Source organism: Desulfomonile tiedjei DSM 6799, assembly GCF_000266945.1.
GTDB classification, from domain to species: domain Bacteria; phylum Desulfobacterota; class Desulfomonilia; order Desulfomonilales; family Desulfomonilaceae; genus Desulfomonile; species Desulfomonile tiedjei.
The window spans coordinates 6,280,043-6,300,740 of record NC_018025.1 but is presented as its reverse complement, the minus strand read 5'-3'; the positions used below and the strand labels follow the sequence as shown (position 1 = coordinate 6,300,740).

Here is a 20,698-nt window from a genome sequence, read left to right as displayed (position 1 = left end):
TCGTTCTTTTCGCTTCGCTGTTTCGAGCCAGAAATAGACAATCGGAATTGTCTACTCGTATCTCAAAGCGTCAATCGGATTCAGTCTTGAAGCCTTGAACGCGGGGAAGAATCCGAAGAAGATTCCCACTGCGGCGGAAACGCCGAACGCTGCAGCCACTGATATGGGACTCACCAGCACTGGCCAGTTGCTGACTTGGGCAAAGACGTAAGAGGATGCTATACCGAAGACTATTCCCGTGATCCCGCCTAGCATGGTCAGTACGCAAGCTTCCACGAGAAACTGGCCCAAAATGTCCAGAGTTTTTGCTCCAACGGCCATCCTAATGCCGATCTCACGGGTCCGTTCGGTTACGGAAACCAGCATGATATTCATCACGCCAATGCCCCCGACAAGCAAGGATATGGCTGCGATAGAGCCGAGAAGGGTTGTCATGACTTTGAGGGATTCCTCAGAAGCGCGCATCACATCGGTCAAGCTCTTGACTGTGAAGTCATTGTCCGCGCCGGGGGCTATCCGATGCCTCTTGGCCAGCAATTCAGTGATTTCCTCTTGCGCTCGCGGCAGAAACTCTTGGGACTCGGCTTGGACGATGATCACCCTGACCTCGTCCTTGAACGGCGTACCAAACAACCGAGAGTGAGCCGCAGCCAAAGGAACGTACACAGCATCATCCTGATCCTCTCCGCCAGGAGATTGCCCTTTAGCCTCAAGCACTCCGACAACCTGGAACGGGACATTCTGAATTCTTATAATCTTGCCTGCCGCATCAGTTCCCCCCATCAACTGATTCGCCACCGTAGTTCCTATTACGCAAACTTTGGAGCCGGCTCGCTCTTCCTGTGCGTTGAAAATCCTGCCGGTCAAAATGTTCCATTCGCGTACTACGAAAAAGTCCACAGTAGTGCCTGAGACACGAGCGCGCCAGTTTCGGTTTCCGTAGACTATTTGTGTCACTTGCCCCCAGTTGGGAGCTGCTGCCGTCACAGACACACAATTCTTGGAAATTGCCTCGCAATCTCTTGCAGTCAAAGTATGGACAGTACCGGAGCCCATGTGGACCCCTCCCTGTTTGCTAGCGCCGGGAATCACGAGAATGAGATTGGTACCCATCGAGCGGATTCGATCGCCGATCAGCTCCCGCGCCCCCATACCGAGGGCCACCATAACGATTACGGCTCCCACGCCTATGACGATGCCGAGCATGGTAAGGACTGAGCGAAGGACATTCACGCGGAGTGCACCCGCTGCCACGATCAAGGCGTTCAGGAAGCTGGAAGACATGGCTGCAACCCTCAAAGAAATGGAAGCTGATGAAAAATAGCACATCCACTAAAAAGATGCTACCATTCGAATACAAAATGAAGTATTGTGTCTCATCCGAGACTGATCCGAGAGGGTTGTGATGGATTTCATTGATCTTTTTCAACGCGGTGGAATTGCGATGTATCCGATTCTGCTTTGTTCAGTAGCGGCAGTCACTGTCTTTTGCAAGCGACTCTGGTGTCTTCGCCTGGGCAGGTTGATTCCCGAAGGGTTTGTGCGGACTTTCCGGGACTACCTCGCACTGGAAGACTGGCGGATGCCTTTGGACTTTGCGACGCGTGCGCTTCCTCACCTCTGGCAAGAATCGCCCGAGCCGGTCTTACCCACCACACTCAAGGGGCGGACATGATCCGTTTCATGCTCTCTGAGATAGGCGAACAGGAGTCTGTGGAACTTGAACGGTATCAGTCGATCCTCGGGACAGTCGCGTACATCTCCCCGCTACTAGGTCTCTTCGGAACAGTCTCAGGCATGATCAAGGCTTTCGACGTCATATCAAGGCATACCGTTGTAGATCCGCCACTCCTGGCGGCAGGGATTTCTGAGGCTCTCATCACCACGTTTGCGGGTCTGGCAGTAGCCATCCCTGCCGTAGTTATGGACCGATATGTGCAGAGTCGTTCTGAACGGATTTCCCTTGAACTGGAAAAGAAATCCGTGGCCATAACCGAAGCCTTGATCAAAGAATTCTCAGATCCTCCATCGCTGAAATTGCTCAGTATTCGAGAAGAGGAAGGGCATGATATGGCCCTCGCTAAACCCTGAGGGTCTGGATTCGCGAAATACCGGCAGCTTGGAGACGAGACAATCAGCGATGCGGTTGTCGGGGTAAATCGGAAGAAGAGATAGGAATAGCCTTATGTGGGCCAAACGCAAGAAAACGAAGGGAAGTCTTCTCGACATTACGCCTTTGGTGGATTTGGTGTTTCTGCTGATTATCTTCTTTCTTCTTTCAACGACCTTTCGCATTTCCCCTGGCATCAGAATTGATCTCCCTGAGGCGTCTTCGCAGAAAATTCAAAAAGAGCGAAAGGAAATCACGCTCTCGGTGGAGAAGTCTGGAGCGGTCTATCTCGACAAGGACCCAGTGGAGCCGGAAGCCCTACTCTCACGGTTGATGGTATCAGCGCAGGAAGACAATAACACAACCTTATCAAAGGTGATCGGGGTACCGGCTTTGGGCGGATGGTAGATCTGCTTGGAACTGTCAAACAGTCGGGTCTCCATCGAATCGCGATCATGACTCAACCCAAGAAGGAGCAGAACAACGGCTCTGACAGAGCAGTGACCGAATGACAATGAAGCCGTTGATTCCTTTTCTTTGCGTTTCGGTAGCTGTTCACGCATGCGCATTCGGGGCGCTTGCCATGATTATGCCTGCGAGGACAGGCATAGCTGGTGCTCTCGACGGCGATCCGGACCGGGTCTTTGTCTGTGTCGTCTCGGACCAAGATTTGACGCCTATCGCCACGACTGCCTGCGAATCTGACTCTCCGGCGGCAATTGAGTCTGAGAAGATCAAGGAACAAGTCAAACCCGAAGACCGGCCAGAGTTGCTCACCAAACAAGCTTCGGTCGCGCCCCTGGAACGGGGCGAGACAGACATCCAAGAGGACCCCAATTCCAAGTCCTTGATCGCAGAGGAGGAGAAGCCTCGAAAGAAAGAACAGGACGACTCGTCAGCAAGTAAGCCTCAAGAGGCGAGCAATCGCCACATGTGTCGAGCCGCTTTGGGAAAGGAATTACGAGATTTTCAGTCCTTGATGCTGGCAGCGATACGGCAGGCCACGTTCTTTCCCCGTGATGCGCTGAAAGAGAAACGCCATGGAGAGGTGATGGTGTCGTTCACCATTAATCGCGACGGAAAGATTACCCGAGTTGAAGTGGTCGGGCAGTCCGGTTGCGCAGCCTTGGACGATGCCGCGAAAGAGATCATTCGAAAGGCTTCGGAAAAATTTCCTGCCTTTCCTGCCTCGGTGAATCAGGACAGCTTGGCCTACACGCTCCCTATTCTCTTCAAAGAGAAGCGGTCCGGCACGTCATCCGGCGCCACGGCAGCGCGATGATGGAAAGTGATTTGGCGGCATGATGAGGTGTAAAGAGGGAATCGCTTCAGGGCTCTGCTGTCTGCTGCTCTTTTCAACCTGGACGGTGTACGCGGAAACACTCACTTACACTGACAAGCTTGGAAGGACAGTAGATGTCCCCCTCCCTATTAAGCGTGCGGTCTTCTTTGAGACGTACGAGTTGGTAGCCCATTTGGGTATATGGGACAGAATGGTTGGCATCAGCAGGTACGCTTATGAAAACGATCTCATGCGAGCGGTTAACCCAGATATAGAAAGAACCATTCCATCTGCCGGAAGCGGGTTGGATGTCAATATCGAAGCCCTGTTGAAACTCAACCCAGATTTGGTCCTCACCTGGACATACAAGCCCGACATAGTCCCGTTCATGGAGAGAAAGGGTCTGACGGTAATAGCGATATATCTTGAGAGCATAGCCGAGCTCTACGAGGTCATGAGGCTGCAGGGAAGACTTTTCCAAAAGGAAGAACAGGTCCAACAGTCAATCATACTTATGGAGCGGATCTTCGATCTCATAAGAGAACGTGTTTCAGCAATATCGGACAGCGAAAAGAAGAAGGTTCTTTGGTTGGGTCGCTCGCCAACCACGGTAGCAGGTAGGACAGGCATTCCTCATGACACGTTCATGATGATTAGAGGGGAGAATGTAGCGGCATCGATTCACGAGGAAAACACCGAAGTCTCCATGGAGCAGATAATAGCCTGGAATCCCGAAGTCATATTTATTTGGGGCGGCGCCCAGTACAAATCGAAAGACATCATGGATAGTGATCAGTGGCGGCATGTCACAGCAGTAAAGCAGGGGAGAGTGTTCAAAGCGCCTCACTGGTCAAGATGGTCGCCGCGTTTAGCTCTCGTTGCCCTCTGGATGGCAAAGCGGACCTACCCCGAGCATTTTAGGGACGTCAATCTGGAGGCAGTCACGGAAAGCTTCTTCCAGAAGCTGTACGGCATATCGTACCAAAGCCTGAACAGTATTGAGGACTGAAAGGTTCTCCCGTGAAAATACGGAACATAACAATTATCTTCGCTTTGTCAGTCCTCGTTCCGGCCTTCGTCGTTGGTGCGGACGCAGAGACACTTACCTATACGGACAAACTCGGGAGAGTGGTAACTATTCCAGTGCCAGTCAGTAGGGCAGTCGTTTTTCAGACGTACGAGCTTATTCCTGCGCTTGGCATCTGGGACAAGATCGTGGGGGTTGGAAGGTACGCCTATAGTAACGACCTCATGGTAGCCGCCAGACCGGACATAACCAGTACCATTCCATCTGCCGGAAGCGGCGTTGATGTGAGCGCAGAAGTCCTCATGAAACTCGAGCCTGATGTCGTCATCACATGGACTTTTCAACCGGAGGCAATAAGGTTCATAGAACAGAAGGGTCTGAGAGTTATCGGTGTGTCTCCGGAAGGTCTCACCGAGCTGTACGAGGTGATGAGGCTTCACGGTACGCTGTTCGGAAAAGAACAAAGAGCTGAGATCATCATCAAAGAAATGGAGAAGATTTTTGGACTTGTCAGGGAGAGGGTGTCAGAAATCCCCGCTCAAGGGAGGAAAAAGGTCCTCTGGCTTTTTGGCAAGCCGACCCAGGTGGCGTGCAAGACCGGAGTCCCTAATAGCCTGATTGAATTGATGAGAGGTATTAATCCTGCATCAGACATCCCTCAAACGAGTTCCGACATATCGATGGAACAGATTATCGCATGGAATCCGGACGTAATCTTCATCTGGGGCCATGCTGGCTATATGGCCCAGGATATCCTTGACAGTGACCAGTGGCGGCGCATCAGGGCAGTCTACGAAGGCCGCGTGTTTAAGGCTCCGCGCTGGTCGAACTGGTCTCCAAGGATAGCGCCCGTGGCTCTCTGGATGGCCATGAAGACTTATCCCGATTTGTTCAAGAATATTGATGTTGAGCGCAGTTTCGATGACTTCTACCAGGAAGTGTACGGCATTCCTTATGAGAAGGTGAGCAAGTTTGAAAGGTAAGTCCATCATTCAGATACTGATATTGATTTCCCCTTTCTTCGCCGGCTGGATCGCTCTGTTTGTGGGCGCCTTCCACGTGTCACCGATGAGCGTTCTCAGAATCCTTTTCCAGGACATGTTGCCGTATTCCGGGTTTTCAAACTCGCCAGAGTCGTCGATCATTCTTGACATCAGGCTACCTCGGGTAGTGCTTGCCGGACTTGTCGGCACCGCCCTTGCCGGTTCCGGTGTGACGCTTCAGGGAATATTCAGGAACCCCCTCGTGGACCCCTTTATCCTAGGCATATCTGCTGGAGCTGCTCTGGGATGTGCTTTGTCAATCGGATTCTTTTCTCATCTACCCTTACAGTTGATGGCGTTTGTCTTCGGCATGGCGTCTGTGTTGCTGACCTATAGCATCGCAAAGACACAAGGGGAGGTTTCGAGGCTTCCTCTCATCTTGTCCGGTGTGATCATGTCTGCATTCTTTACTGCGATGGTCTCTATCGTCAAATTCCTGGTCGATCCGCACAAGCTGCAGAGCATTGTGTTCTGGCTGATGGGTAGCTTCTCTTTGTCCGATTGGAAGCTGGTGAAAATAGCCGGTATCGGCATTGCCGCAGGTTTGCTACCGGTATTCCTGATGAGGTGGCGCCTCAATGCCCTCAGTATGGGCGAAAGCGAAGCGAAGAGCCTCGGGGTCAACGTGAAAAGAGAACGGATGATTTTTATAGCCGCTTCGTCGCTCGCGGTCAGTGTTGCCGTGTCAGTGAGCGGAATCATCGGCTGGGTCGGCTTGATGGTTCCCCATCTCGTGAGGATGACGACAGGACCCGACCACAAAAGCCTTGTTCCATTGAGCATGGCGGGCGGAGCGGCATTCATGATTGTCGCTGACACCTTGGCACGAAGCCTCACCAACTTCGATGTGCCGGTGGGCATCATAACGGCAATTACGGGAGCGCCCTTCTTCATTTATCTCATGAAGAAAGGCGGAAAGGAGAGCTGGGGCACATGATCGCCGTGACTGACATGCACTATCGGCACCCCCATGCTGCTGTGGCTGTGCTGAACGGTATGAGTTTCCAAGCGAAAAGCGGCCAGCTCACCGCCATCCTCGGGCCGAACGGTTCGGGCAAGACTACCTTATTCAAATGTATTTCGAGCATATGGAAACCCCAAAGGGGCGACGTAATGTACGGAGGAGAGAGCATCCTGGGCACACCTCATAGCAAGATCGCCCGAATCATCGCAGTTGTTCCACAAGAGCACGAGCCGCCTTTCCCGTATTCGGTGCTTGAAGCAGTGAGCATGGGAAGAGCCGCTCATTTAGGCATGTTCTCCGTTCCATCCCGCAGCGACTATTCCAAAGCGGAAGAGGCGATTGCGCGTGTCGGTGTGGCTCACCTCAAGGACAGGCCCTACACCAGGATAAGCGGAGGCGAGCGACAGCTCGTGCTCATTGCGCGAGCATTGGCGCAGGAAGCGCCCGTGATGCTCTTAGACGAACCGACTTCTCACCTTGATTTCAAAAATCAAGTGCTTGTTCTCAAAAAGGTGAAGGAGATCGCAGAACAAAGGAAAGTAACCGCTCTGATGACCATCCATGATCCGAATCTGGCTATGCTTTTTTGCGACCGAGTAGTGATGATCAACAATGGTTGTGTGGTGTCACAAGGTGCGGCGCATGAGGTCATAACCGAGGAGAATTTATCCCAGGTGTATGGGATTGATGTTTCGGTAGTTCCCGTCAATGGCTGGAGAGTAATTATGCCGAGGCTCTGCGAATCATGATCGAAGTCATGGGACTGGAAAAACATTACGGCAAGATACGGGCCGTCGAAAATCTCTCCTTTCGGATTGAACGGGGCAGCGTCTTCGGACTTCTTGGACCTAATGGAGCAGGCAAGACAACGACCATCAAGATGCTTACCACATTGACGAAGCCCGACGCGGGGCACTGCTTCATAGAAGGGCATGACGTAGCAAAAGATCCAGTGAAAGTCAAAAGACTTATGGGGGTAGTTCCCCAAGAAAACAACCTCGACCGCGAGCTGACAGCGTATGAGAATCTTTTGATCTACTGCATGTTACATGGGACGTCCGACCGTGAAACGAAGATTCGCTCGTGCCTGCAACTCGTGGATCTCTGGGATCGGCGGGACAGTGTAGTCATGCGATTCTCGGGCGGTATGCAGCGCCGTCTTCTTATCGCGAGGTCGCTTCTTACTGAACCGTCGGTCCTGTTCCTCGACGAGCCCTCGATTGGCCTTGACCCCCAGATCAGGCGGCAAATGTGGGACATCATCCGCAAGACTCGTATAGACGGCCGGACGGTCGTTATCACCACCCACTACATCGAAGAGGCTGAGGTGCTGTGTGATCAGGTGGGCATTCTCGCCAAGGGTTCGCTCATTGCACTGGACACGTCGAAGAACCTAAAGGCCACCGTAGGCGAGTATATCGTCGAGTTCGTTAACGGTGACGGCAAGCTCATTCAACGCATATGCAAGGACCGCGAGGAGGCTCACGGCGTTGCGCTCTGCCAGGACTGCTCCGTTACAATTCGAAAGTCCAATCTTGAGGACGTGTTCATAAAGCTCACGGGGGAGCGTATCGAATGATTGGACGAGACTGGTATCCCATTTTTCTTCGCGAGATGCTCCTGTTCAGGAGAAAGCTCCTCAAAGTCGGCTATCTCTTCTCCGCGATGCTTGTGCCGATCATCTATCTCCTTACTTTCGGCCTTGGCCTCGGGAGAAACGTGCAGATGCAGGGCACGGACTATCTCAGTTATCTGATTCCGGGACTCGTGGCAATGAGTTCCATGAACAATTCCTACACCTGGGTAGCCAATGCGCTGAATCTCAACCGGCTATACTTCAAAACCTTCCAGGTCTTCGTCCAAGCTCCCATACGGCCGTCGGCCATTATGGTGGGAGAAGTATTGGCAGGAATGGTGAAGGGGCTGTTTGCATCGGGCCTGATTCTTATTGTTGGATTCATCACTGCGAGAGATCTGTCGATCACTCCCCTTTTCGTGATGACCCTTCTGCTCAACTGTTTCCTCTTTGCCAGTCTCGGGGTCATCACCGGCATGATTGCCAAGTCTCATGAGGATACAGCCACATACAACAACTTCTTCATTCTGCCTATGGCATTCTTCGGCGGGACTTTCTTCCCGGTGGACAGAATACCGGAGCTGCTTCGCCCAGTGGTGTGGGTTTTGCCGCTCACCCATTCCAATGTTCTCATACGTCAGAATTCGCTGGATTGGGAGGGCTTGGTATCGTTGGTGATTCTTCTTCTCTATGCGATCGCTTTCTTCATCATCGGTTCCCGATTGATCAGAGACTACAGCGAATAGTCCAGGAGGTTGCCGTGCATATTTGCACAGTCATGTGGTCAAATTATCTGCCTCTCATCAAAGAGGCAGCAGATGAGCTGGGGATCACACTCACGTCCTTTTCCACCAAGCAACTGAACATGACTCCAGGTCTTGTCGATGAAGTGAAATCGAGTCTTCGTTCGGCGGACTGTATCCTTCTGTACCGGACGATGGAAGGATTCTGGGATGAGCTTGAGCCAGAAATCCGCGAGCTTCGCGACCACATTCCTGTAGTGGTGGTCGGCAGTGACCCATCATTCTGGGCACTCTCTTCCATCGCTCCAGAAACAGTTGCGACTGTGTACCGCTATATTCTCTTCAATGGGCGGGAAAACATGGCAAATATGCTGCGGTACCTCATGCACAGCCTGTTTGGTCAGGACATCAAATATGGCGAACCGGAAGAAGTGCCGTGGCAGGGCATATATCATCCTGCCGGTCCAGACCTTTTCCAGGAAACGGATGCCTACCTCTCCTGGTATAGAGACTGGCTTGGTGTGGAGCCGCTGCAGTTCGTGGGATTACTCTATCTGCGAACCGCTTGGGCTACCGGCAACCTTGATGTTGAACGTTCCCTTATTGCTGCTTTTGAAAGATTGGGCGTTGGAGTGATTCCCATCTTCATGTATCCGCTGAAAGATCCGGGACTCGGCAACCTTGGGGGAGTAGAGGTCATAGAGAATTTCCTCATTCGAGATGGCAAGCCCCTTGTAGAGGGCGTCATCAAGTTGACGGTATTCTTCCTCGGTAATTCCAGAGGAGAAATGAAGGCCGAGGATGCCCCATCGGGTATCGAGGTTATGAAACGGCTGAACATGCCTCTATTCAGCCCAGTGACATCGTATTACAAGAATGCTGAACAATGGCTTGAAGATCCGAGCGGCCTTGGCATGCAGGTGGCCTGGAGTATGGCCATGCCTGAATTCGAGGGCGTGATAGAGCCGATCATCATTGGTGCTGCACAAAACATAAGTCAGCCTGAGGAAGAGTCGTACGAGCCAATTCATGAGCGGATAGACCGATTCGCAAAACGGATTGAAGGGTGGCTTCATCTTCGGAAGAAGCCGAATCCGGAGAAGCGTGTTGCCTTCATTCTTCACAACAATCCTTGCGCATCAGTGGAGGCTACCGTAGGCGGTGGAGCGCATCTCGACACTCTTGAGACTGTCGCTGATATCCTAAAGCGCTTGGCTTCGGAAGGCTATTCAGTTCAGCCACCAGCCGACGGCAAGGATTTGATCGAAACCATAATGGATCGAAAGGCCATCTCGGAATTCCGGTGGACCACGGTGGAAGAGATAGTGGATAAAGGCGGTGTGCTGGCTATGGTCACGAAGGAACAGTACGAAGAGTGGTTCAACGAGCTGCCTGAAGCAGTGCGGGTCCGAATGGCCGATGCGTGGGGCAATCCACCGGGCGAGGAAAAAGACGGAATCCCCGCGGCGATGGTATACGACAACAAGATCCTTGTTACAGGCGTGCAATACGGGAATGCTGTGGTGTGCGTCCAACCCAAAAGGGGCTGTGCAGGGGCAAAATGCGACGGACAGGTATGTAAGATTCTTCACGATCCCGACGTGCCGCCTCCACATCAATATGTGGCGACTTACAAATGGCTCTCACGTGAATTCGGGGTCGATGCGATCGTGCACGTGGGCACTCATGGCAATCTTGAATTCCTGCCGGGAAAAGCGACCGGCCTTTCTTCAGGCTGTTTCCCGGACATCGGCATCGACACTATGCCGCACTTGTACATCTACAACGCCGACAATCCACCCGAAGGAACTATTGCAAAGAGAAGAAGCATCGCTGTTCTCGTGGATCACATGCAAACCGTCATGGTCAAAGGCGAGCTTTACGGCGATCTTGACCAGTTGGCTCGGCTGATCGATGAGTACCAACGGTTCCAAAACACGGAACCGGCTCGTGCCCACACTATTCAGCACATGATAATGGAGCAAGCAAAGACTCTGAACCTTTTAGATGGCAAAGAACTCAACCATGACAATTTCTCGGAACGCATTCACGATCTCCATGATTCGCTTCAGGTGCTCAAGGAGATGCACATACCAAAAGGGATGCACATCTTCGGCAGACTGCCGTCGGATGAAAAACTTGCTGATTTCGTCCATGCTATAATCAGATTTGATACAGGAGAAGGATCACTGAGATGGCTTATCGCCCGGCTTATCGAACAGATGCAGACGTTGGATGAGGAGGCCCTTCGAGAGCAAGCGGATGACGAATGCAACCGAATCTGCAGAGTGATGGTCCTTAACGACTCAACCCTGAGGACCGCACTGGAAGAGCGGTACCGCATTCCGGACGACCTCGCTTATCACATTCCGCAACTCGAAAAAAACATAGCATCGGTCATCTGCAATGTTCAGGATACCGATGAAGTTGGATCGCTCCTAAACGGTTTTGATGGCGGTTATATCGAGCCTGGTCCAAGCGGTTTGATTACCCGCGGTCGAAGCGACATTCTGCCTACCGGCCGCAATTTCTATTCCCTGGATCCTCAGCGTGTTCCGACGACATCCGCATGGGAAATAGGCAAGAAACTGGCAGACAGAACCGTTGAGAAGTATCTGAATGACGAAGGCCATTACCCTGAGACAATTGCATTCTACTGGCAATGTACAGACATCATGTGGTCCGACGGCGAGGGAATGGCCCAGATGATGTACCTTCTCGGGACTCGACCCATTTGGCGCAACAATGGCCGACTCAAGGGATTCGATGTCATTCCACTTGAGGAACTGGGAAGACCGAGAATTGACGTCACCATTCGTGTTTCAGGGATTACGCGAGACAACTTCCCCTCCACGATCGATGTACTCGACGAGATCGTTCAGGCGGTTGCAATGCTTGATGAGCCGCTGGATCAGAACTATGTACGACAACACACACTGGAGAGGCTCAACGGCTCTTCAATCGATGACGCCGAAGCAGTGCGAGCCGCCACATATCGTATCTTTGCAAGCATGCCGGGCACGTATCAGGCAGGCACTCAACTCGCGGTATACGCATCGGCATGGAAAACTGAGAAGGACCTTTCCGACGTATTTCTTTACTGGAACGGCTATGCGTACGGGAAGGACGTGTTCGGCGAGGCTGCCCATAGGAGCCTTGCCGACAACCTCAAAACTGTCGATGTGACCTTCAACAAAACTGTGACTGATGAATATGATCTCACCGGATGCTGCTGTTACTTCGGGACCCACGGAGGCATGATCAACGCTGCTCGGGTGCTCTCTGGAAAGAACATCCAGAACTATTACGGCGATACCCGAGAGCAGGATCGGGTATCTGTCCGGACACTGACAGAAGAAATGCGTCGCATAGCCCGAGGCAAGATCCTGAATCCGAAATGGATCGAGGGGATGAAGGAGCACGGTTACAAAGGTGCCGGCGAGATCAGCAAGCGTGTGGGCCGCGTATATGGCTGGCAGGCAACTGCCAAAGCCGTGGATGACTCGGTGTTCGATGATATTGCGCGAACCTTCATGATGAATGAAGAAAACCGGAAATTCTTCGAGGAAAATAATCCCTGGGCTCTGGAAGAGATCGCCCGGAGGCTGATAGAAGCCGCAGAGCGGGAACTTTGGAACCCTGCGCCCGATGTGAAAGAAGCACTTAAAGAACTCTACGTCGAAATAGAAGGATGGATCGAAGAGAGAATGGGAGACGTGAAGGGAGATTTCCAGGGGGGAAGCATCGACATTATCACGTCGGAAGAAGTCGAGAACTGGAAAAGGAAAATGGAGCAAGTGTTATGAGTATATTCCCGTTTACCGCCATAGTCGGGCAGGAACAAATGAAATTAGCGCTAGTGCTGAACGTCATCAACCCGACCATTGGTGGTGTATTGATAATGGGTGAAAAGGGAACGGCAAAGAGCACAGCGGTGAGAGCACTGGCCGAACTCCTGCCCCAGATGAGCATTGCCAAAGGCTGCTCCTTCAACTGCGATCCTAATGGCTTCCTCTGCACCTCATGCCGAGACACGCTCTCTGACGATGGCCAGCTACACGAGGAAAAACGAAGGATGCGGGTCGTGGAGCTACCTCTTGGCATCACTGAAGACCGGCTTGTGGGAAGCTTGGACATTGAACATGCCATCAAGCATGGTGAGAAAAAGTTCGAGCCGGGAATTCTTGCCGAGGCAAACAGGAATTTTCTTTATGTTGATGAAGTCAATCTCTTGGAAGACCACATCGTAGACCTCCTCCTGGACGCTGCTGCGATGGGAGTTAATACGGTAGAGCGAGAAGGTGTCTCCTTTGTCCATCCAGCCCGTTTCATCCTCGTGGGCACCATGAACCCGGAAGAAGGTGACTTGCGTCCACAGTTCCTGGACCGCTTCGGGCTGTGCGTCAGGATCACATCTCTCCAGGACAAGGCTGCCCGAAAAGAGATCCTGAAGAGGAGAGCCGCCTTTGATGCAAATCCCGATGCATTCCTTGATCAGTGGGAAGACGAGCAAAAAGCTCTCGCTCAAGACATTACAAATGCTCAGCAAAAGGTTCGGGACATCCAGTTTCAGGACGAATCGCTTGACAAGATCGTAGAAATCACGGCAGCGCTCGGTCTTGACGGCCATCGGGGGGACATTGTCATCATGAGGACCGCCCAGGCACTTGCAGCCCTGAGAGACAACACATCTATAACGGCCGAAGACCTACGAGATGCTGCGCAGTTGGCTCTTGGACACAGGATGAAGAGGCTTCCGTTCGAAGAAATAGGACAAGGGACCGAGAAGCTTCGAACAGCTCTAGCAGGCTTGTAACCATGGGATTCAGCGATTTTGTCGGTCATGAAGACGCTCGGCTTGCGCTTACCCTCAATGCCATTGAGCCGCTCTGTGGCGGTGTTCTTTTCGCAGGAGAAAAGGGGAGCGGAAAGACAACACTCGCTCGTTTGTTCAAGAGACTTCTTCCGGAACGAACGCCTTTCGTTACGCTCCCCCTCAATGTTACTGAAGACGCCCTCGTTGGCACCATAGATATTGAAACGACCATACGCACAGGGAAAAAGGTGATCCAACGGGGTCTCCTCAGTAGAGCACATGGCGGTATCCTTTTCGTCGATGATGTCAACCTTCTTTCGCCCGAATCGGTCTCGCTAGTCCTAGAGGTTAGTGGCAGAGGAGCTAATTTCGTGGAGAGGGAAGGATTGTCTGAGCGACATGACGCAGACTTCATGCTCATTGCCACTATGGACCCGCAGGAGGCATTTCTCTCTCCACATTTCATTGATCGGTTCGGCATGTGCGTGCTGTGGGAAAGTCTTTGGGATAAGAAAGACCGAACCTCGGTCGTCAAGAGGGCCGTGGCAAATCGGTTCAATCTTGATGGCCCAAATACTCTGGCGGACGAGGCCTTGCGAAACAGGATTCAGAACTCCAGAAGATTTCTCAAACAGGTTACCGTTTCCGAAGGTGTGTGGGAGTACATCGCACAAAGGTGTCTCGAAAATGCCGTTTCCGGGCACCGTGCGGAACTCTTTCTGTACTACGCGACCAAGGCCTATGCAGCGTACCGCGGGGACAAAAAAGCTAATACAAGCCACGTGGATGCCGTTGCACCGTTGGTTCTAGTGCATCGTAGAAGAAACGTATTGCCGCCCGAAGAAGAGACCACTCACGAGCATAACCATGAGGACAAAGAGAACGAACAGCAGCCCGAATCCAACGATACGCAAAGCGAGCAACAGCAAGGCTGTGATGAGATGCCGCAGACAGATAATGCTGAGTCCTCTGCCCCTGATGACAATGATGAATTCACCCCCGATACTTCTCCACGTGAGACCGCTCTGAGGGAAGAAGTGTTCGATACTGGAGAAACCTTCCGTACAAAACGTCTTTCTTTCAGAAAAGACAGATTGAAACGTATGTCCGCAGGACGCAGGACGAAGACACGTTCCAAGGACAAAGGTGGAAGATATGTACGCAGCATCCTCAGAGCAGAAGACGATGTCGCTATAGATGCAACTATACGTGCAGCGGCACCCTATCAAAGCCTCCGGAACCGGGATAATATGCTTGTTATCCACGATCGCGATCTCCGGTACAAGCAGCGAGAGAAGAAGACTGGCCATTTAGTCATTTTTGCCGTTGACGGCTCCGGTTCGATGGGTGCGCAGAAGAGGATGGTCGAGACCAAAGGCGCAATCCAGTCCTTACTCATGGATTGCTATCAGAAACGAGACAAAGTGGCCATGCTCGTCTTTAGGAAGGAAAAGGCCGAGATCGTGCTGCCGCCGACTTCAAGTGTCGAGCATGCCTCGCGAAGACTCAAAGAAATACCCACTGGAGGAAAGACGCCTTTGGGTTCGGGCCTGATGGAGGCCTATAACCTGATCAAGAGGTACGCGAAGAAAGCTCCGGAAACTCGCTTCTTGCTTGTGATCATCACTGACGGAAGGGCGAACCATTCGCTATCCGGTCTTCCGGTTCAAGAAGAAGTCATGAGAATTTCGCAACTCCTCAGCGAAATCCCCGGAACGGATTACATCGTCGTGGATACAGAGGACAAGAGCAAGTTCATGAAGGCTGATTTCGCTGTTCCATTGGCCGACCGGCTTAACGCGAGTTACTATACGATAGATGACCTTAAGGCCGACTATCTGGTTGATTTAGTGAAGCAAGAAAAAGGGTAGGTTTGCTTTGGCTGAATAGAGCAATAACCGAGGCTCCGGAGACCGCTCAGGTGGGCAAGCTGCTTCTACAACCTTTGCTTGAGCCATTCAGCAAGTATCCATCCTGAAATGGCCAGGCACTCCATATCCAAATATTTCTCGGCCCGGCGCTCAAACAACAGGGAGCACTGTGCAGGGAATTCCTCGTCTTCGTCGTTAAATAACAACAGAATGGGCACCTTTGGCAAGGCGTCGAGCCGCATCTTTAATTGTCCGGGGAAATCCTCTTGAACAGGACGCGCCATAAGTTGTTGGCATGCTTGTTCCAGCTTCCCAATGCGTCCGGAAAAGGCCCGGCTGATGTTTGCTTCTGCATTGGCGCGGAAGCCTTCAGCGAAAGGAGCGGAGTCTTTGAAGTCTCGATAAGAGACCAAATTGCTGTCCAAAGGCTCTGTTTCAGGACACATGAGCAAGTACTTGCACAGGACCACACTCACTGAATGACTGGGCCGGCGACCATCCTGATTGACGATGCCACGAGCAGAAACTCGATGCTCCATACCGAAAAGCGGCATGATCGCATCTTCGCCTATCACCACTATGCCCAGACCCTCGCTGACTTTGTTGAGGTCGATCCGGGCAATCTTGTCAAGATAGTCACGATAGATTTCATCGAAATACAGAGATTCCGATTCTTCTTTCACGATCTTTCCTTCTCGTTTCTGTTGAGACGCTTTGAAGGAAGAGGGGAGACTCTTAAGCCGCTTTGCTGCTAGCCTCGAATTCAAAAGCGGAGGCCCTTGAGGTGCTTCTCCGCGGCTTTCTTACTCGCTGCCTGAACGACCACACGGTCTCCGACCTTGAGTTCCTCTGACAAAACCTGGACCTTCTCACTACCTTGGAGGCCGATTCGCACCTTAACCGGTACGAGTTGCTGACCATTATCCAGCTTCCAAACAGTAGGCTCAACTTTAGCAGACGGAGGTTTCTTCGTAGAAGATGCAGGCTTGTGATCTTTGCGTTCTTTCATGGAAGAAGCCGGCTTGAATCGAAGGGCCGCCTCAGGCACCAACAAGACATCACGAACCTCATTCACTAGAATAGTCACATTTGCCGTCATCCCCGGCCTCAGTTTCAGGGAACTGTTGTCCACATCAAGGACGACTGTGTAGGTAACAACGTTCTGTTCCACTTTGGGTTCGTTTCGCACCTGCTTGACCCTGGCGAAGAATGATTCATCCGGAAATGCGGGAACCGTAAAGACTGCGCCCTTTCCGGCCTCAATTCGACCAATGTCTGCTTCATCCACACTTGCATGGACCTGCATCCGTGACAGATCTTCGGCAATCTTGAACAGAACGGGGGCTTGCAGGCTTGCAGCAACCGTCTGGCCGACATCTACATTGCGCGAAGTGACCACACCATTCACTGGAGCTACTATCCTTGTGTAATCAAGTTGAACCTGAGCTTTTCGCAGTTTTGCCTCCAGTTGTTCGATTCGGGCCTGTTCCAAAAGCACTTGAGCTTCTGCACGGTCGGCACGTGTCTTGGCGGCATCGTAATCACTCTGAGATATGGACTGATTGGAGATGAGGCTTACCTTACGGTTAAGTGTGCGTCGTTCGTCTTCATGAGTTACTTGGGCCTGATTCAGGGCAGCTCTAGCAGCAACCAGGTCGGCTTGAGCCTGGTCAACCTCGGCTTTGAACGTGGCCGGGTCAATAAGGGCGATGAGTTGTCCCTGCTTTACCGTAGATTCGAAATCTGCATAAAGCTCCTTGATTGTACCTGACAACTGACTTCCCACCAGGACTTCGACAAGAGGCTTAATGGTGCCGGTTGAGTTGATTTCGGAGCGTACAGTTCCTTTCTCGACTGGGGCGGTAAGATATTTGGTTTCAGCGGGCTTGTCCGCGTAATGGACATGGGTGGCGTACAAGGCAAGCGGTACCGCCACCAACGCTACGACGAGAAAGGTTCTTTTCAAGCCAAGGTCTCCATGGCCCCACAAGAAAGGGCCAAAAAATCGCTGGGAAGACTATCGTAACACTCTAGAACCACGGCAGCCCCAACAAACGGCCCATGTAGGTCATGGGGCTTATAATGATGTCCGCGTAGCCGTAAGGTGACCCCGGATACCAAGGCCCCGCGGCCTGGTCCCGCTGCAATTGCGATTCTGCAGTCTGATAAACCGGTCTCTCCAAATACGTGTTGTAGGCCACCCATTTCTTGAGTTCCTCAACGCTCCCTTTCTTGACGTACCCCAGATTCGTGACCTCAATGGCTGCGTTGCAATCCGGATCGCGCAGCTTGAATTCAATCAAATCTTCGGGAAGCACTAGAAAGAGCTCACGAAAAGCCGCTGGCCCGGATTCGATGATTCCTTGACCCTTGAGTTCCCACGTTCCGTTGAACGCGTAGTGCCGATACGAGAAATATCGGCGTCTGAAAGAGGCCTGGTCGGCTCTCTTGTGCATCAGACCCCATATTCCCGGGCAGGTGGCCCGAAAACAGACTCCATCGGAATATCCCAATTGCATCGGCTTATCAGTGCAGGTGAGTTCGATTCCGCAACTCGGCCCTCGGCGAGACTGGGGCTCTCTTGCGCAGTCAGGCCGAATGCCTTGAATGGAGCACTTTTGCAGGGGCTCTCCTGCAACTCCCGAGGGGACTATCCATACGGTCAGAATTAGTGTGATCGCCAAACGAAAGAGCTTAATGCTCCGCATTTTTGTTCTCCCAAAAAGTTGGTCGTGTTGTGCTTGCATTCTGTTGTTTGATGCCCTCTCAGAAGGATAGAGCGCCTCTGATCCTTCCGGGTACCCCAGCCAGACCGTTCAGCCCACCTTCCAAAGAACCATACAGTCTCTCCTGCATCCGTTGGAGATCCGCACCAGTCGGGACTTTCATCTTATTGAAATCCAGATTACATTTTATGCCCCCAAAAAAGGTGCGACCCGGCTCAGGATAGAATGAATACGTGGGTTGATTTGACACTATCGAAAAGATGGTGCTGTACGCGTAACGGTAGTCGGCTACGTTCTTGATGCCGAAGTAAACGTTGGCGAGACCGTCAAAAAAGTCCTGAGACAACGCAAAGTTCAAGACTTTGATCTCGTCCAGATCAATGCCGATGTTCAAATCGTCACCCAGGAAGTAGCGCTTAGATGCGTAATTATAACTGAGTGAGGCTGCGAACCCCCAGTCTTTGTTCTCGTAAGTCAGCCACAAATTGTACATCTGCGCAGGATTGGGCGGTACCCAGTTTCCCCCCAGTCGCCCTTGTCTGAGGTTTGCCGGATTGATGTTTGAGGTGAGATACCTCACTTCTTGCAGGGTGTAATTGCCGTTGAGCGTCCATCTGGGAGTAAGCCTTATCAACCCCTCAAACTCAATTCCTCTATGAGAAACCAACGGTACGTTGGTTGTCCACCGTGCAGGGGTTGCAAGCCTCATGTCCCATTCTTGCAGTATTTCGTTCTTCATATAGAGTTCGTAGCCGACAAGGCTCGCATAAATGTCCGGCGTGAACCAGTGACGAATCCCGACTTCATTGAGAATGCCCTCTTCCGGACCCAACCAATAAATGGGGTCCGGATGGGTACCAATTACTGCCAACCCACCGGTATTGATTATGTTGCCGACGGTGGCGAAGCGATAAGGGAGGGTATGCTTATAATAGATGCTCGATCCAAGTTCCTTGTCGTACACCACGCCGAGGCTGATCTGGGAATCACTCTTGAACTGAGGGTAGTATTCTCGAGCGGCTCGAATGTTTACAGAAAAAGGAGAGCTACTTGAACGTTCGTTGAAATAGAGATCCTTTATGTCGTACGTCTCGACTCGGTACGCCAAACCGAGTATCACTCGGTCCCCAAAACGTGTCTGATTCATCACGTAGTACGCGAGGCTGTCTCGATAGGCCGACTGCTCTTGGTCATGTCGTAAAGAGATGGTTGGCGTGGTTCCCGTTGGCTTCTTAGTTTCATTTCCGAAATGGCCGTCGTAACGGTCCAGGCCGAGCGTGAGATCGTTTCGAACAAAAGAGTATGTGTCAGTGCGCGAGTACTTTAACGAGAGGCCATTGTCAGCCCATCTCAAGAGATTCGCCCTATTGCTCAATGACGAATTGAAGACGTAATTGAAGTTCCGGATGTCGTAATATCTCTGATGGGCAAGGAGTTCCAAAGTTCCGAGACTTCCTCCGTCGTACAACAACCTAAGAATCGTAAACGTGTCCCACACATCGTTGGCCGGTCCGTCGGCGTAACCTTTCGCCACGTACCGTATGTCGCCTCTGTCAAAAATATCTTTGGATACATTTGAAGCAGTAGGGTTTCTCTGCTTTGTGAACAAGTAAGTGCCGTCCAGCGTCAACCTTGGCGTAATCTTCCAGTTCAAACTTGCCATAACGCTAAAAAGCTCCCACGGGCCGGGTCGATTGACGAACTCTTTGGGTTGATATCTTCCTCCCGTCGTCTCCACTTCACCGTCGTAAAGTCGGTATCCTTCATCTGAATAAAAGCCGCCGAAGATGCCTGCGGCCAGGGGTCCTCGGACGAGATTACCTGAAATCCAGTGGCGCTGACCGTAATAGGATGTCCTTTCAGATCCCATGTACAATCCGGGCTTCTGCCTGGGTTTCTTCAGAAGTATATTCAGCGAACCACCAATGGCCTTATTGCCAAACTGAATGGTCCCGTCACCACGCATGACCTCAACCCTTTCCACCATTTCCGGAAAGATGAATCCAACGTTGCTCTCGCTTCTGGGAAGCTCAAGGTTCCGGCCCTCTAAAATTATCGCAGTCCGATCGGCCGAAGTAACCCCCGAAGTGAACCCTCGAATGCCGAACTGTGCATTCAGAGCGGTAGAATTAGTGCTCCCCACATAAGTGCCCACCGTCCCTCGAACGATGTCACGCAGACTGGCTCGGCCATCAGCGGTGATGCCTTCATTCTCCACCACACTGATGGCAGAAGGAACCGTAGCTAGATTCTGCACTCTGCCACCAGGGGAAACCACTTGACTCGAAGTCAGAGGGAAATCGGAGCGCTCCTGGCCTCCGGGTATTGGTTGATCATAACCGAAGCCTTGCCCAGATCCGGTGGTGCTTGATGTCACGCGGCGCTCAGGAGGCTCCACCTCGACGCGCTCCAATTGCTGTGAGGCACCTGACGACTGGGCCTTGCAGTCAGGAACGGCCATCACGGTCGAAGCGATCACGAAAGCGATGGCATTTAGAATGACTACATTACGAAAACGCATTGCGGCCCATACTCCTATT

At 52.0% G+C, this 20,698-nt stretch carries 18 protein-coding genes; 13 read left to right on the top strand and 5 right to left on the bottom strand.

All coding sequences use genetic code 11. The features are described 5' to 3' along the window. Positions 1–51: 51 nt before the first annotated feature. Positions 52–1,284, bottom strand: coding sequence for an ABC transporter permease (locus tag DESTI_RS27145; RefSeq protein ID WP_014813155.1), 1,233 nt, complete (start codon positions 1,282–1,284; stop codon positions 52–54). Between the two features lie 121 nt (positions 1,285–1,405). Between DESTI_RS27145 and DESTI_RS31520 the strand changes: the two genes are divergently transcribed. The 13 genes from DESTI_RS31520 to DESTI_RS27085 all read left to right on the top strand — a co-directional run bounded on the left by DESTI_RS31520 (position 1,406) and on the right by DESTI_RS27085 (position 15,432). Next, positions 1,406–1,675 carry a hypothetical protein gene (locus DESTI_RS31520; protein ID WP_052316116.1) on the top strand — a complete coding sequence of 90 codons (270 nt, stop codon included), beginning with the start codon at positions 1,406–1,408 and terminating at the stop codon, positions 1,673–1,675. Then, a complete protein-coding gene (locus tag DESTI_RS29545) occupies positions 1,672–2,091 on the top strand; it encodes a MotA/TolQ/ExbB proton channel family protein (RefSeq protein WP_052316115.1) in 420 nt (139 codons plus the stop codon). The genes DESTI_RS31520 and DESTI_RS29545 overlap by 4 nt, the downstream gene beginning before the upstream one ends. Before the next feature lie 94 nt (positions 2,092–2,185). Beyond that, a complete protein-coding gene (locus DESTI_RS27135; RefSeq protein ID WP_014813154.1) occupies positions 2,186–2,518 on the top strand; it encodes an ExbD/TolR family protein in 333 nt (110 codons plus the stop codon). Positions 2,519–2,618: 100 nt separating this feature from the next. Then, on the top strand, positions 2,619–3,392 hold the full coding sequence (locus DESTI_RS27130; RefSeq protein ID WP_014813153.1) for an energy transducer TonB: 774 nt from the start codon (positions 2,619–2,621) through the stop codon (positions 3,390–3,392). Positions 3,393–3,411: 19 nt separating this feature from the next. Then, positions 3,412–4,401, top strand: a complete 990-nt coding sequence (locus DESTI_RS27125) for an ABC transporter substrate-binding protein (RefSeq protein WP_157212291.1) — start codon at positions 3,412–3,414, stop codon at positions 4,399–4,401. An 11-nt stretch (positions 4,402–4,412) separates the two neighbouring features. After that, on the top strand, positions 4,413–5,402 hold the full coding sequence (locus DESTI_RS27120) for an ABC transporter substrate-binding protein (RefSeq protein WP_014813151.1): 990 nt from the start codon (positions 4,413–4,415) through the stop codon (positions 5,400–5,402). Beyond that, positions 5,392–6,399, top strand: a complete 1,008-nt coding sequence (locus DESTI_RS27115) for a FecCD family ABC transporter permease (protein WP_014813150.1) — start codon at positions 5,392–5,394, stop codon at positions 6,397–6,399. Before DESTI_RS27120 ends, DESTI_RS27115 begins: the two co-directional genes overlap by 11 nt. Beyond that, a complete protein-coding gene (locus DESTI_RS27110) occupies positions 6,396–7,175 on the top strand; it encodes an ABC transporter ATP-binding protein (protein WP_014813149.1) in 780 nt (259 codons plus the stop codon). Before DESTI_RS27115 ends, DESTI_RS27110 begins: the two co-directional genes overlap by 4 nt. Beyond that, the gene (locus tag DESTI_RS27105) at positions 7,172–8,005 is read left to right on the top strand and encodes an ABC transporter ATP-binding protein (protein WP_014813148.1); all 834 of its coding nucleotides are present in this window, start codon (positions 7,172–7,174) and stop codon (positions 8,003–8,005) included. The genes DESTI_RS27110 and DESTI_RS27105 overlap by 4 nt, the downstream gene beginning before the upstream one ends. Then, positions 8,002–8,748 carry an ABC transporter permease gene (locus DESTI_RS27100; RefSeq protein ID WP_014813147.1) on the top strand — a complete coding sequence of 249 codons (747 nt, stop codon included), beginning with the start codon at positions 8,002–8,004 and terminating at the stop codon, positions 8,746–8,748. Before DESTI_RS27105 ends, DESTI_RS27100 begins: the two co-directional genes overlap by 4 nt. A gap of 14 nt (positions 8,749–8,762) precedes the next feature. After that, positions 8,763–12,551: a cobaltochelatase subunit CobN gene (gene cobN, locus DESTI_RS27095; RefSeq protein WP_014813146.1), complete on the top strand. Its 3,789-nt coding sequence runs from the start codon at positions 8,763–8,765 to the stop codon at positions 12,549–12,551. Further along, positions 12,548–13,561, top strand: coding sequence for a magnesium chelatase ATPase subunit I (locus DESTI_RS27090; RefSeq protein ID WP_014813145.1), 1,014 nt, complete (start codon positions 12,548–12,550; stop codon positions 13,559–13,561). The genes cobN and DESTI_RS27090 overlap by 4 nt, the downstream gene beginning before the upstream one ends. Before the next feature lie 2 nt (positions 13,562–13,563). After that, a complete protein-coding gene (locus tag DESTI_RS27085; RefSeq protein ID WP_014813144.1) occupies positions 13,564–15,432 on the top strand; it encodes a VWA domain-containing protein in 1,869 nt (622 codons plus the stop codon). A gap of 65 nt (positions 15,433–15,497) precedes the next feature. On the opposite strand, the gene DESTI_RS27080 is transcribed toward DESTI_RS27085, so the two are convergent. From DESTI_RS27080 to DESTI_RS27065, 4 genes are all read right to left on the bottom strand, one after another. After that, on the bottom strand, positions 15,498–16,115 hold the full coding sequence (locus DESTI_RS27080) for a DUF3786 domain-containing protein (RefSeq protein ID WP_014813143.1): 618 nt from the start codon (positions 16,113–16,115) through the stop codon (positions 15,498–15,500). A gap of 80 nt (positions 16,116–16,195) precedes the next feature. Continuing rightward, the gene (locus DESTI_RS27075) at positions 16,196–17,398 is read right to left on the bottom strand and encodes an efflux RND transporter periplasmic adaptor subunit (protein WP_014813142.1); all 1,203 of its coding nucleotides are present in this window, start codon (positions 17,396–17,398) and stop codon (positions 16,196–16,198) included. A gap of 64 nt (positions 17,399–17,462) precedes the next feature. After that, entirely contained in the window at positions 17,463–18,140 is a 678-nt protein-coding gene (locus DESTI_RS27070) for a hypothetical protein (protein ID WP_014813141.1), read from the bottom strand. A gap of 58 nt (positions 18,141–18,198) precedes the next feature. Further along, positions 18,199–20,679 (bottom strand): TonB-dependent receptor, encoded by a 2,481-nt coding sequence (locus DESTI_RS27065; protein WP_014813140.1) that lies wholly within the window; start codon positions 20,677–20,679, stop codon positions 18,199–18,201. Positions 20,680–20,698: the final 19 nt, after the last annotated feature.